This is a genomic window from Streptomyces yatensis (assembly GCF_018069625.1).
Taxonomy (GTDB): domain Bacteria; phylum Actinomycetota; class Actinomycetes; order Streptomycetales; family Streptomycetaceae; genus Streptomyces; species Streptomyces yatensis.
Genome location: NZ_CP072941.1, coordinates 5,831,929 through 5,844,981, shown reverse-complemented (window position 1 = coordinate 5,844,981; position 13,053 = coordinate 5,831,929). Strand labels below are relative to the sequence as shown.

At 71.7% G+C, this 13,053-nt stretch carries 9 protein-coding genes; 2 read left to right on the top strand and 7 right to left on the bottom strand.

The window, feature by feature from the left end:
- Positions 1–5: 5 nt before the first annotated feature.
- The 3 genes from J8403_RS24595 to guaA form a co-directional block, all read right to left on the bottom strand.
- Positions 6–803 (bottom strand): class II aldolase/adducin family protein, encoded by a 798-nt coding sequence (locus J8403_RS24595; protein ID WP_211125051.1) that lies wholly within the window; start codon positions 801–803, stop codon positions 6–8.
- Positions 804–868: 65 nt separating this feature from the next.
- Positions 869–1,471, bottom strand: coding sequence for a Uma2 family endonuclease (locus J8403_RS24590; protein WP_211125050.1), 603 nt, complete (start codon positions 1,469–1,471; stop codon positions 869–871).
- A 139-nt stretch (positions 1,472–1,610) separates the two neighbouring features.
- On the bottom strand, positions 1,611–3,197 hold the full coding sequence (gene guaA, locus J8403_RS24585; protein ID WP_211125049.1) for a glutamine-hydrolyzing GMP synthase: 1,587 nt from the start codon (positions 3,195–3,197) through the stop codon (positions 1,611–1,613).
- A gap of 286 nt (positions 3,198–3,483) precedes the next feature.
- On the opposite strand from guaA, the gene J8403_RS24580 reads away from it, so the two are divergent.
- Both J8403_RS24580 and J8403_RS24575 read left to right on the top strand, forming a co-directional pair.
- Positions 3,484–3,789: a chorismate mutase gene (locus J8403_RS24580; protein ID WP_211125048.1), complete on the top strand. Its 306-nt coding sequence runs from the start codon at positions 3,484–3,486 to the stop codon at positions 3,787–3,789.
- A 772-nt stretch (positions 3,790–4,561) separates the two neighbouring features.
- A complete protein-coding gene (locus J8403_RS24575) occupies positions 4,562–5,578 on the top strand; it encodes an LAETG motif-containing sortase-dependent surface protein (protein ID WP_211125047.1) in 1,017 nt (338 codons plus the stop codon).
- A gap of 68 nt (positions 5,579–5,646) precedes the next feature.
- On the opposite strand, the gene J8403_RS24570 is transcribed toward J8403_RS24575, so the two are convergent.
- The 4 genes from J8403_RS24570 to J8403_RS24555 form a co-directional block, all read right to left on the bottom strand.
- Positions 5,647–7,479 carry a GMC oxidoreductase gene (locus J8403_RS24570; RefSeq protein WP_281427946.1) on the bottom strand — a complete coding sequence of 611 codons (1,833 nt, stop codon included), beginning with the start codon at positions 7,477–7,479 and terminating at the stop codon, positions 5,647–5,649.
- Between the two features lie 25 nt (positions 7,480–7,504).
- Entirely contained in the window at positions 7,505–9,115 is a 1,611-nt protein-coding gene (locus tag J8403_RS24565; RefSeq protein ID WP_211125046.1) for a succinic semialdehyde dehydrogenase, read from the bottom strand.
- A gap of 88 nt (positions 9,116–9,203) precedes the next feature.
- Positions 9,204–11,015 (bottom strand): serine/threonine-protein kinase, encoded by a 1,812-nt coding sequence (locus J8403_RS24560; RefSeq protein WP_211125045.1) that lies wholly within the window; start codon positions 11,013–11,015, stop codon positions 9,204–9,206.
- Positions 11,016–11,102: 87 nt separating this feature from the next.
- Positions 11,103–12,839: a serine/threonine-protein kinase gene (locus tag J8403_RS24555; protein WP_211125044.1), complete on the bottom strand. Its 1,737-nt coding sequence runs from the start codon at positions 12,837–12,839 to the stop codon at positions 11,103–11,105.
- Positions 12,840–13,053: the final 214 nt, after the last annotated feature.

Here is a 13,053-nt window from a genome sequence, read left to right as displayed (position 1 = left end):
GGGTGTCAGCTCAGCAGGTCCGGCTCATCGCGGGTGATCTGCAGATACAGAGGCTGGTAGTTGATCCAGGCCACAAGATCGTTTCCCAGCTGTTCACGCGTCCGCATCGCGTCGGCGTAGTCGATGGGCACCGGCTTGCCCGACGCCTTGGCGGTCAGCTGCACCTGGGCGGCCCGCTCCATCGTGATGAACCACCACGCGGCCGCGTCGACCGAGTCCCCGACCGTCAGCAGACCGCGATTGCGCAGGATGAGGGCCTTGTACCCGCCGAGCGCCGCGGCGATCGCGCGCCCCTCCTCCTCGTCCACGACGACCCCCGTGGTGCCCCCGTAGACCGCGTGGTCCTCGAAGAACGCGCAGACCTCCTGGGTGATCGGCTCCAGCGGCTCGCCGAGCGCGGCCAGTGCGCGGCCGTGCACCGAGCGGCTGTGCGCGACGGCCACGACGTCCGGCCGCGCCTGATGCACGGAAGAGTGAACGACAAAGGCCGCCTGGTTGACGTGGGAGCGCCCCTCCACCACCTGGCCCGCCTGATTGACGAGGAGCAGATCGCTCACGGTGATGTGGCCGAAGGGCATGCCGAACGGATTCACCCAGTAGCAGTCGGTGAATTCCGGGTCCCGCACGGTGATGTGCCCCGCGACCCCCTCTTCGTACCCGAACCGCCCGAACAGGCGCAGCGCCGCCGCCAGCCGCTCCTTGCGGTAGCGGCGCTCGTCCTGGGGCGAGGCGTGCTGCGGGGGCATGGTGAACCGCAGCTGGTCGGTCGGTATCGGGGTGGGGGTCTGCGGCTGGTTCGTCATCGGCAGCTCCGCTCCTCAGGTGTGCTGGAGCGGAAGCTACCTCTGGGTATCGCAGGAGGCCAGAGTCAGGGCCTACGGCGATTGATCGCGGTGAGGTCGATCTCGATGGGGAACGGAAGGGTCAGGCGGAGCTTGTCGTGGTAAACGCCGGCGGGTTGGTACGCCTTAACAGCGGGATCGAGCTCATAGACGTAGACCACGGGGAGGCCGCAGTCGTCCTCCACCCGCCAGAAATGCGGCACGCCCGCACCGGCGTACTTGCGTGGCTTGACCTCACGGTCACGCGCCTTGGAGTCCAGCGACACTACTTCGATGGCCAGCACGAGATCCTCCACCCTGTAACAGGTGTTGCGGGGCCCGGCATCCGCACCGGCCTGAAGGACCAAGACATCGGGTTCCAGGCGGTTGATGTCGTCCAGCTTGACCGTCATCTCCCGCATGACGTCCAACGCGTCCGGTGCCTGGTCCAGCAGGGCGAACTCGAATAGTCGCATGGCACGTGCGTGGAATGCGGTCTGCGGACTCACGAGGACGAGACTCCCGTCGATCAGCTCCGTGTGCGGAGGAAGATTCGGAAGCCGGTCGAGGTCGTCCGCCGTCCAGCCGCCCTGCGGCGGGCGGGCCCACTCGTACTGCTCGTCCAGCCCGTACTCGCGTGCGGCGCTCATGATTGCTCCCATGGGACGGAGTCTCGCCTCTGCGGTCAGAGTACCCAGCGCGAACGCCGACGCCGCCACTCAAACGAATGAGCGACGGCGTCGGCGTTTGACGATCAGATGACCATCCGACCCAGAGGGGGCGCGGCGGTCACTCCCACTCGATGGTGCCGGGCGGCTTGCTGGTGATGTCCAGCACCACCCGGTTCACCTGGTCCACCTCGTTGGTGATGCGGGTGGAGATCCGCGACAGCACGTCGTACGGCAGCCGCGACCAGTCGGCCGTCATCGCGTCCTCCGAGGAGACCGGGCGCAGCACGATCGGGTGGCCGTAGGTGCGGCCGTCGCCCTGGACGCCGACCGAGCGGACGTCGGCGAGCAGGACCACCGGGCACTGCCAGATGTCACGGTCCAGACCGGCGGCGGTCAGCTCCTCGCGGGCGATGGCGTCGGCCTCGCGCAGCAGGTCCAGGCGCTCCTTGGTGACCTCGCCGACGATGCGGATGCCCAGGCCCGGGCCCGGGAAGGGCTGGCGGTGGACGATCTCGTCCGGGAGGCCGAGCTCCTGGCCGACCATCCGCACCTCGTCCTTGAACAGCCGGCGCAGCGGCTCGACGAGCTGGAACTCGATGTCGTCGGGCAGCCCGCCCACATTGTGGTGGGACTTGATGTTGGCGGTGCCGGTGCCGCCGCCGGACTCCACGACGTCGGGGTAGAGGGTGCCCTGGACCAGGAACTCCACGGCCTCACCGGCCGCGCCCGCCTCGGCCACCAGCTCGGCCTGGGCCTGCTCGAAGACCCGGATGAACTCCCGGCCGATGATCTTCCGCTTCTCCTCGGGGTCGGAGACCCCGGCGAGCGCGGTAAGGAAGCGCTCCTCGGCCTCGACGACCTTCAGCTGCACGCCGGTGGCGGCCACGAAGTCCTTCTCGACCTGCTCGGACTCGCCCTTGCGCATCAGGCCGTGGTCCACGTACACGCAGGTCAGCTGGTCGCCGATGGCCTTCTGGACGAGGGCCGCGGCCACCGCGGAGTCCACTCCGCCGGACAGTCCGCAGATCGCGCGCTTGGTGCCGACCTGCTCCCGGATCGCGGCCACGGACTCCTCGACCACATTGGTGGTGGTCCAGGTGGGCTCCAGACCCGCGCCCCGGTAGAGGAAGTGCTCCAGCACCTGCTGGCCGTGGGTGGAGTGCATCACCTCGGGGTGGTGCTGTACGCCGTACAGCTTGCGCTCATCGCATTCGAAGGCCGCGACCGGGACCACCTCGGTGGACGCGGTGACGGTGAAGCCCTCGGGGGCCTGGGAGCAGGCGTCGCCGTGCGACATCCACACCTGCTGCTCCTCGGGGGTGCCCGCGAAGAGCGTCGAGCCCTGCTTGGTGACGGTGAGCGCCGTACGGCCGTACTCCCGCGCCCCGGTGTTGTCCACGGTGCCGCCGAGCGCCGTGGCCATCAGCTGGAAGCCGTAGCACATGCCGAAGACCGGGACGCCCGCCTCGAAGATCGCGCGATCGAGCGAGGGCGCGCCCTCGGCGTAGACCGACGAGGGGCCGCCGGAGAGGATGATCGCCTTGGGGTTCTTGGCGAGCATCTCGGCCACCGGCATGGTGGACGGAACGATCTCGCTGTAGACCCGGGCCTCACGGACCCTGCGGGCGATGAGCTGGGCGTACTGCGCGCCGAAGTCGACGACCAGGACGGTGTCGGGGGCGGCAGCAGGGGACGCTGATGGCACTTCGGCGGCCTTCCGGCGGTGGTGGCGTGCTGTGGAACCGTCTGCGGCGGAACCGCGGGTTTGGACTTTCGATTCTAACGGGCTCATAATCGACGCCATGTCCACGCACATGACCTTCGTCTTTACCTATGGCACCGGCCCGTCCGGCTGCCATGGTCGTGCTGCGTAAACACTGACAGCGACTTCCCAGGCGCCCCGGGCCGGCAAAGGCCCGGGGCGCTCTGTCTTTCCACCGGGCCGTTGCCGGACTCCAGGGCTCCGCGACCATGGACCAGGAGATACGGACATGAGCGGCAGCAGTACGGCGGCGGAGAGCATGGAGAACACGGAGACCACCGAAACCGCGAAGCCCGCGGATGTGATCGGCAGCGCGCGGGAGCGGATCGACGCCCTCGACGGGCAGATCCTCGATCTCGTCCGGGAGCGGATGGGCGTCTCGGCCGCCATTCAGGAGGCGCGGATCGCGTCGGGCGGGCGGCGGGTGCAGCTCTCCCGCGAGATGGAGATCCTCGACCGCTACCGGCAGCGGCTGGGCAAGCCCGGTACGACGCTCGCCATGACGCTGCTGGAGCTGTGCCGGGGCCGGGTCTGACACCGCTGTCTCCCGGCCGGGCGGAGAGCCCGGCGGAGAGCCCGGCGGAGGACCTGCCCACGGGGCGACGGGGCCCCTCGGACAAGCGAAGGGCCCCGGGGGCGCCCGAACGGGGCGGGCGCCTCCGGGGCCCTAGGCGGTCAGCACCGGCGTCAGGGCAGCGCCGGTGCTGAGAGGCGGCGCCGGGGGGTTGCGCCGCTGGCTTCTGGGGCCCGTATGTCAGGGGTGTCTGAACGGCGTACGCCCGCGTGGTCGGACCAATGTCGGGGTGTGACCGGGGGCGTTCTCCCTCTCAGCATCGTGGTGGATGCGGAGCGCCGGGCGCAACCGTTTCGACCGGATACGGTCGGCCCCAGGCGTCCCCGGGACCGACCGTCCTTGAGGTGATGACCGGGCTGCTGTCCCCTGCCGACCGGTCACCTCGCCGATGCGAGGTCCCACGACGCGCCGCCTGAATCACCACAGGGGCCGCGTCTCATCGCTTCGGCGGATCTGAGCCACGCGTGGTTTTCTCCGGGCCGCTCCTGGCTGGCGCGGCACCGGGCACAACGAGCCCCCGCGCGGGCCGGTCACGCGCCGTACGGGTGATGACGTGCGGGCCGGGCACCCGCGGCGGATTCTGTGACCATTCTGTGAGCAACCGTGAAGGCAACCTTTCGGCCATCCGCCTGGTCATGTACGTGCAAAGCACGGCCATCCCGCGCCCCACCGCGACGGCCCTCCACATGCGTATCGCCCCCAGGGGCTACGTACGGACCCAGAAGAGGTCTTCATGAAGCTACGCCGCGCCTTGGCGGCTGCCGCAGCGACGGCCGCCATAGCCCCTGCCGCGCTCCTGGCGGCGCCCGCTGCCTTCGCGGATTCGTCGCCGAGCGAGAGCCCGTCGCCGTCCGCCCCCGAGACGGTCACGCCGTCCCCGCAGGACCCGTCGCCGTCGCCGACGGAGACCACTCCGACCGCCGAGCCCACGCCGACCACCCCGGCGCCGTCCACGAGCGCCACGCAGGCTCCGACCCCCGGCGACCCCTCCGGCGGCCCCTCCGGCACCCCCACCGAGACCGCCACGCCGACCACCGGGCCGACCGACGAGCCGGGTGACGAGTGCGCGGACGACGGGGACTACAACGAGGACCCGGAGCTCAGCACGACCCTGGTCGGCCTGCCGTCGAAGGTCGTGGCGGGCAGCGGCTTCCACGGCTTCACGTTCCAGGTGAAGAACGACTCGGACCGCAGCTACCAGCGGGTCGACTTCGGGCTCTTCGCGGGCACGGTGCACGAGTCCGCCCCCGACGGGACGGGCAAGTACCTGACCCTGCAGTACAAGGACCCCGAGACCGGCGCCTGGAAGGCGATCTCCACCGACGAGAACGACGCGGGCGCGGGCTACATCGGCTACACCGACGTGCGGCCGCACGAGACCCTCAAGGTCGACCTCCGGCTGAGCGTCGCCAAGAGCGCGCCCGAGGGCTTCGGCTACGCCATCAGCGTCGGCGTGTACGCGGACGACGAGGGCAACTGCGTCTACTCGACCGGTGAGTACTACGAGTTCGACGTGCTGAAGGCGGGTTCGGAGCCGGGCAAGGTGCCGCCGGCCGACCCGAAGCCGCAGGGTGGCAAGAAGCCGCTGCCGCACAAGCCGGAAGGCAACACGGAGATCAGCCCGCAGGGCAGCCTGGCCGAGACGGGCTCCTCCTCGGCGCTGCCGATGATCGCGCTCATCGGTGGTGTGGCGATGGCCGCGGGCGGAGGCGCGGTCTTCGTGGTCCGCCGCCGTCGCGCGACCGTCTGACGGTCCTGCGCCTGACGGTTTTCCAGGGGCGGGGCGGGCCGGTCACCGGCCCGCCCCGCCCCCTCCGCTCAGGCCGCCGGGCCCGGCGGGACCTTCGGCACCGGCAGCAGCGGGAGCCGCAGGGCGCCGAAGGCGTCCGCCGGTACGGCGGGGCTGCCCGGCGGGACGGGCTGGAGGCGTTCGTACGGCGCCTCGGGGGCCGGGCGGGGGTCGGGCTCGCCCTTGTTGGGCCACAGGGACATCGCCCGCTCGGCCTGGGCCGTGATGGTCAGGGACGGGTTGACGCCCAGGTTGGCCGAGACGGCGGCGCCGTCGACCACATGGATGCCCGGGTGGCCGTAGAGCCGGTGGTACGGGTCGATGACGCCCTCCTCCGGGGACGCCCCGATCGGGCAGCCGCCGAGGAAGTGGGCGGTCAGCGGAGTGCCCATGAGCTCGCCCACGTTGCTGCCCGCGAAGCCGTTGATCGAGTCGGCGATGTGGCGGGCCGCCTCGGCGCCCTCGGGGATGTGGTCGGGGTTGGGCTCGCCGTGCCCCTGGCGGGCGGTGAGCAGCCCCTTCCCCGGCCCCTTCGGCTTGCGGTAGGTGGTCAGCGAGTTGTCGTGCGTCTGCATGACCAGGCCGATGATGGTCCGCTCGGACCAGCGGCGGTTGGACAGCGAGCGCACGGCCAGGCTGGGATGGCGGAGGTTGGCGCCCAGGAAGCGCAGCCAGCGCGGAAGCCGGCCGCCGTGCGGGATCTGCAGGATGGAGAGCATCCCCATCGCGTTGGAGCCCTTGCCGTAACGGACCGGCTCGATATGGGTGTTCTCGTCGGGGTGGATGGACGAGGTGATCGCGACACCCCGGGTGAAGTCCGCCCGCTCCTCCCCGCCCCGGGCCCGGCGGTAGCGGCGGTCGGTGGTCTGCGCACCCACCAGGGCCTCGGAGTTGGTACGGGTGAGGATGCCCAGCCGCTCCGAGAGGCGCGGCAGCAGCCCCTTGTCCCGCATCGTGTGCAGCAGCGTCTGGGTGCCGTACGTACCGGCGGCCAGGACGACGTACCGGGAGCGCAGCGCCTTCGGCTTGCCCTTACGGCGGTTGTCGGTGGGGACGGTGGTGACCGTATAGCCGCCGTGCGGATCGTCGCGGAGGGCGACGACGGTCGTCATCGGGTGGACGACGGCGCCGGCCCGCTCGGCCAGGTGGAGATAGTTCTCGTTGAGGGTGTTCTTGGCGCCGTGGCGGCAGCCGGTCATGCACTCACCGCACTCCGTGCACGCCTTACGGGTGGGACCGGAGCCGCCGAAGTACGGGTCTGGCACGGCCCGGCCCGGTTCGGCCCGCGTGGTGCCGTCGGCGTCGTGGCCGTCCCCGAAGAAGACCCCCACGGGCGCCATATGGAAGGTGTCCCCCACGCCCATCTTCTCGGCGGCCGCCTTGAGGTGGACATCGGAGGGGGTGAGGGTGTGGTTGAGGCGCGCCCCGAGCATCCGCCGCGCCTGGTCGTAGTAGGGGCGCAGCTCGTCCTGCCAGTCGGTGATGTGCCCCCACTGGCGGTCCCGGAAGAACGGCTCGGGCGGTACGTAGAGCGTGTTGGCGTAGTTGAGCGAGCCGCCCCCGACCCCGGCGCCCGCCAGCACCATGACCTTGCCGAGCACATGGATGCGCTGGATGCCGAAGCAGCCGAGGGCCGGGGCCCAGAGGTAGTTGCGGAGGTCCCAGGAGCTCTTGGGCAGGGTTTCGGGGGTGAAGCGGCGGCCCGCCTCCAGGACGCCGACCCGATAGCCCTTCTCGGTCAGGCGCAGGGCCGATACCGACCCGCCGAATCCCGAGCCGATCACGATCACGTCGTAGTCGAACTCACCCTCATCGGGCCCGGTCTCTCGCTCCCGGCTGTGGGCAGACTTCTCCCCTGACACGGGTACCTCCCTTGAACTGTGCTGGTCAGCGCAGGCGCAGTGCCTTGAGCGCGCGCAGGCTGCGGGTCATGAAGTCCGCGTATTTCTCGTCCGTCATCCCGAAGGCCGGGCCGAGCGGCATCAGCCGCTGCTGGGCGACGGTCTGCGGCTCGGTGAACCGGAGGATGCCCTCGGAGCCGTGGCGGCGGCCGAGTCCGGAGTCGCCCATGCCGCCCATGGGGGAGGCGACGCTGCCGAAGGCGGCGGCGTAGCTCTCGTTGAGGTTGACCGTGCCCGCGCGCAGGCGGGTGGCGATCGCGCGTCCGCGCCGGGCGTCCTTGGTCCAGACGCTCGCGTTCAGGCCGTAGGACGTGGCGTTGGCGCGCTCGATCGCCTCGCCCTCGTCGCGGAAGCGGTAGACGGAGACGACCGGGCCGAAGGTCTCCTCGGCACAGACGGCCATGGGGGACTCCACGCCGTCCAGGATCGTCGGCTCGTAGAAGTACGGGCCGATGTCCGGGCGGGCGCGGCCGCCGGCGAGCACCGTGGCGCCCTTGGAGACGGCCTCGTCCACATGGCGGGTGACGGTCTCCAGTTGGCGCTCCGAGACGAGCGAGCCCATCTCCGCCCCGTACGCGAGGGCGGTGCCGAGCCGCATGGCCTTCGTACGGGCCACGAAGCGCTCCAGGAAGGCGTCCGCGATCGACTCGTGGACGTACAGCCGCTCCAAGGAGATGCACAGCTGCCCGGCGGAGGCGAAGCTGCCGCGCACCGCGCCGTCGACCGCGCGGGCGAGGTCGGCGTCGCGCAGCACCAGCATGGCGTTCTTACCGCCGAGTTCGAGGGAGCAGCCCACCAGGCGGGCGGCGGCGGCCTGGGCCACCTCGCGGCCGGTGCGGGTGGAGCCGGTGAACGCCACGTAGTCGGCGTGCTCGACCACGGCGGGGCCGACCACCGGGCCGTCCCCGATCACGATCTGCCACACCCCGGCCGGGAGTCCGGCCTCCACCATCAGCTCGCGCGCCCACAGGGCGGACAGCGCGGTCTCGGTGTCGGGCTTCATCACCACGGCGTTGCCCGCCACGAAGGCGGGTATCGCATCGCCCACGGAGAGCTGGAGGGGGTAGTTCCAGGGGGCTATGAGGCCCACGACGCCGCGCGGGTGGCGCAGTTCGGTGACCTTGGTGAGGGTGGGCACCGCGCCCAGATGGCCCTTGGGGCGCAGATAGGCGGGCGCCTTACGGCCGTAATGACGGGCCACGATGGTGACGCCCTGGACCTCCTCCTGGGCGTGCAGCCGGGTCTTGCCGGTCTCCAGCTGGATCAGGTCCAGGATCTCCGGCTGGCGGCGCAGCAGCAGATCGTGGAAGCGCAGGAGGACGGCGGCGCGCCGGCGGACCGGGGTGGCGGCCCAGGCGCGCTGGGCGGCGCGGGCGTTCTCATACGCGGTGGCGACGTCCTCGGGGGTGGACTCGGGCAGGGCGGAGGCGAGGACGTCCCCGGTGAACGGGGTGTGGCTGACGGTGGTACCGCTGCCCCCGACGCCCCGGGTGAGCCGGGTGATCAGCTCGGGAGTGACGACGTCGGCGGCGGTACGGGTGCCTTCGGGGGCGACCGGGTTTCCGGTGCCGCCCTGCGTGATGTGCGAGTCCGTCATGGGGGCGAGAGTAGGCCCGCCCGGCGGCTTTGGGTACCCGGCGGTAACAACTTTCGTCCGGCGGCCCCGGCGGACCCGCCCAACTCCCTCAGAGCTTGTCGATCTTCAGATTCCGCACGATCCGCTCGTACAGCTTCGCGCCCTCCTCATGGGCGTCGCCGTCGGCGGGGAGGGAGACCGTCAGATCCCACGCGACCTTGGCCTTGTTGACGTAGAGGTGATCGCGCTTCTGGTAGCGGATGGGGTTCTTGTTGCTGCTGGTGCCGTACGGCAGATACGAGGTGGTGACGTCCCGCGCCTCCTTCCCCTGCTGCTCGGTCTTGGCCGTCTCGCTCGTGGCGTCCTCGACCGTCGACCCTCCGCCGTCCTTGTAGAAGGCGACGATCTGGTTGGCCGCCGCGTCGAGGCTCGCGGGGTCGTTCTCGCCGTCGGGTGTGGAGCGCCGCAGGGACACGGTGAAGACACCGCTGGGGTCGTAGTAGGTGACCACCGGGTTGTCCGAGTCGCTGTCGTCCTGGACCCGCCGGTACTCGCCGGGCACGGCCAGGGACGCGCCCACGACATCGCGCTCCTCCCGGACCGTCCAGCCCGCCGGCAGCCCCTCGCGGGAGAACGGCTTCATGACCACCAGCACCACGGCGGCGGCCACCACCAGCACCAGACCGCCCAACCCGAGCTGCGCCTTACGGTTCCTGTGCAGGATCGGCGGCACGAAGCGGCCGCCGGTGGACTGCCCGCCGCCCGGCGCGAATCCGGCCGACGCGAACATGGTGGGCACCGACTGCGGCTCCCGCGCCGCCGCTTCCAGGGCCTGCCGCACCTCGGGCGCCGCCGGGCGCATCGCCGGGTCCTTGCGCAGCAGTTGCATGATCAGCGTGGCGAGCGGCCCGGTGGCCCGCGCGGGGACCTGCGGTTCGGAGCCGAGCACGGCCTGGAGGGTCGCGGGGGCGTGGGAGCGGCGGAACGGGGACATGCCCTCGACCGCCGCGTACAGCACGACACCGAGCGACCACAGGTCGGACTCCGGCCCCGGCCGCTGGCCCAGCACCCGCTCGGGCGCGATGAACTCGGGCGAGCCGACGAAGCCCCCCGTCTCGGTGAGCCGCTGCTCGCCCTCGATCTGCGCGATGCCGAAGTCGGTGAGCACCACCCGCTCGCTCCGGCCGAGCAGCACATTGTCCGGCTTCACATCGCGGTGCAGCACGCCCGCCTCATGGGCCGCCGCCAGCGCGCCGAGCACGGCCAGGCCGATCCGGGCCGCCTCGCGCGGATCCAGCGTGCCCTCCATCAGCCGGTCGCCCAGCGACTGGCCGCGCACCAGCTCCATCACGATCCAGGGGCGGCCGTCCTCGACCACCACGTCATGGACGGTGACGACGGAGGGATGGTCGATCCGGGCCGCGGCGCGCGCCTCGCGCTCCATGCGCTGGTAGACGGTCTGCCGCTCGCGCTCGGGGAGATCGTCGGGGACGCGCGGCTCCTTGACCGCGACATCGCGGTCCACGATCTGGTCATGCGCCCGCCAGACGGTGCCCATACCGCCGTGGCCGAGGCGGGAGACGAGCCGATAGCGGCCGCCGATGAGCCGCCCGCTGTTCGAGTCCTGGGCCCCGGGGGCGGGTTGCCGTCCGGCGGGCGGCTCTGCGGCGGATGGCTCTCCGGCGGATGGCTGTCCGGCGGGCGGCTGGGTGCCGCTGCGCGGATCGGCGAACCGCGTCGGCTCGTACGCGCCCCGCCCCGGCCCCGCCGCCCCGGCCCACCCCTCCGGCTGCTGGGCACCCTCGGACGCCGCGGGCGCCTCGGGCGGCGGCTGGGGCGCCGGCACCGGGGCGGCCGGTGCGTGCGGCGGCCGCAGGCTGTAGCTGGTGGGCTCGTTCGCCCGTCCCCCGTCGTTCGTCATGCGCCCATCATTACCCAGGGTGCGGCACCCTCCGCCACCGCTGGGAAGCCGCCGTGGACGCTCGTGACAAAGCCGTTGCGACCCCGTTCAGTTCGCCGCGCCGGGGCGCGCGAAGGTGGCGGCGGCGGTGTCGAAATGCTGTTTACCCACGGACTTCTCGCCAACCGGGGCGGACAGCCACAGGTCGTACATCTTCCCGTTCTCGTTCCAGCTCAGGTCGTATGTCTGCCGTGAGCCGCCGTCGTCGGCCGAGCCGTTCCAGATGAACGCCCACAGGGCGGCGGGGCGGCCGTTGTGCTCCGTCTCGATGACCTGGCCGCTGCGGTACCCCGGATAGTCCTGCGGGCCCTTGGCGTCCGCCGCGCGGCTGAGCCCCAGCGGACCCTCGGCGCTCTGCTCCTGGACGTGGATCCCGATCCGGAACTCCATACCGGGCGAGTTGTAGTAGACCCGGGGCGCCTTGTACTCGCGGGCGAACCCCTCGGGCACGGCGAGCGAGAAGCCGAGCGGGTCGCTGACCAGCTCATAGCCGTCGGGGATCCGGGCCGACGGGTCGGCCGTGGGGCCGGAGTCCTTCACGGGCCGCTGCGGTGCCTTCGCGGGGGCACTCGGGCTCCGCGCACCCCCCTTGTCGGCGCTCTGGCTCGTACCCCCGCCCTTCGCCGTACCCCCGTCGCCGCCCCCGTCGTCCAGCAGCGCCACGACGCCCGCGGACACACCGGCGAGCGCGACCACCGCTGCGGCCGCCGTAAGGACGGCACGACGGCGCCCGCCACGATCCGAACGGGACCCGGCCGCCGGGGCGGCCGCCGGAACCGAGGCGGACGCGGGCGCGGCCGCCGGGGCGGGGGCAGGGACGGGAGCGGGCTCGGGGACGGGAGCGGGCTCGGGGACGGGAACGGGAGCGGGCACGAACGCCGAAGAGCCCCGGCCGTCGGGCCCGATCGGCACGCTGGGCTGGGTCGGGGTGTACTCCAGGGGGATCTCCGGGGTGTCGCCCACCTCCTGGGCCATCCGCAGCATCCGCTCGACCTCGTCGCCGCTCAGCCGCTCCTCCGGGTCCCGCCGCAACAGCCCCTCGATGACCGGCTTCAGCGGTCCGGCCGCCTCCGGCAGGGGGATCTCGTCGAAGACGACGGCGTGCAGCACCGCGGCCAGGGACTCGCGGTGGAACGGGGATTCACCGCCCACCAGCGTGCAGAGCAGCACCCCGAGCGACCACAGGTCCGACTCCGGCCCGGTGCGCCGCCCCGACATCCGCTCCGGCGCGGTGTATTCGGGCGAGCCCACGAACGAGCCGGTCTCGGTGATCGTGGTGGACCCGGTGACCTGCGCGATCCCGAAGTCCGTCAGCACGACCCGGCCGGTGCCGGACTCCACCAGCACATTGGCGGGCTTGATGTCCCGGTGCAGCACCCCGCGCGCGTGCGCGGCCCGCAGGGCGTCCAGCAGCGCGGCCGCGATCCGCCCGGCCTCACGCGCTCCGACGGGGCCGTGCGCGCTCAGCCGGTCGGCGAGCGAGAGCCCGTCGACCAACTCCATGACGATCCAGGCGCATTCGTCCTCCTCGATCACATCGTGGAGGACGATCACGTTCGGATGCTTGATCTGTGCGACGGTCCGGGCCTCGCGCAGGGTGCGCTCGCCGCGCAGCTGCGAGTCGAAGGCCGTGAGCCCCTCGTCCACATGGAGTTCCTTGACCGCGACATCACGGCCCAGAAGCTCGTCGACGGCCCGCCAGACCGTGCCCATCCCGCCGCGTCCGAGCCGCGTGCCCAGCCGGTAGCGGTTGGCGATCAGACGGCCTTCTCCCCCGGTACCCATGGGCTCATCTTGCCTCACCCCGCCGAAGCCCTCGAACACCGGACCGCGGAGCCGCCCTTACGGGCGATTGAGCATCGGCGCGGCATGGAGGAACGTAGATCACGCCGATGTTAAAGGGGGCGGACCGCGGCCGCCCCCCATCGGGCACCTTCGCCCTTCCGGTCGATTGGGTCTCCCTCCGGGGACACCTCCCATGGGCGCTGGGGTGAGCCGA

Excerpts from the sequence above, each read along its gene's own strand:
- J8403_RS24560 (WP_211125045.1), bottom strand. The coding sequence starts at position 11,015 with ATGACGAACGACGGGGGACGGGCGAACGAGCCCACCAGCTACAGCCTG.
- J8403_RS24590 (WP_211125050.1), bottom strand. The coding sequence starts at position 1,471 with ATGAGCGCCGCACGCGAGTACGGGCTGGACGAGCAGTACGAGTGGGCC.
- J8403_RS24595 (WP_211125051.1), bottom strand. The coding sequence starts at position 803 with ATGACGAACCAGCCGCAGACCCCCACCCCGATACCGACCGACCAGCTG.
- J8403_RS24580 (WP_211125048.1), top strand. The coding sequence starts at position 3,484 with ATGAGCGGCAGCAGTACGGCGGCGGAGAGCATGGAGAACACGGAGACC.
- J8403_RS24565 (WP_211125046.1), bottom strand. The coding sequence starts at position 9,115 with ATGACGGACTCGCACATCACGCAGGGCGGCACCGGAAACCCGGTCGCC.
- J8403_RS24575 (WP_211125047.1), top strand. The coding sequence starts at position 4,562 with ATGAAGCTACGCCGCGCCTTGGCGGCTGCCGCAGCGACGGCCGCCATA.
- J8403_RS24555 (WP_211125044.1), bottom strand. The coding sequence starts at position 12,839 with ATGGGTACCGGGGGAGAAGGCCGTCTGATCGCCAACCGCTACCGGCTG.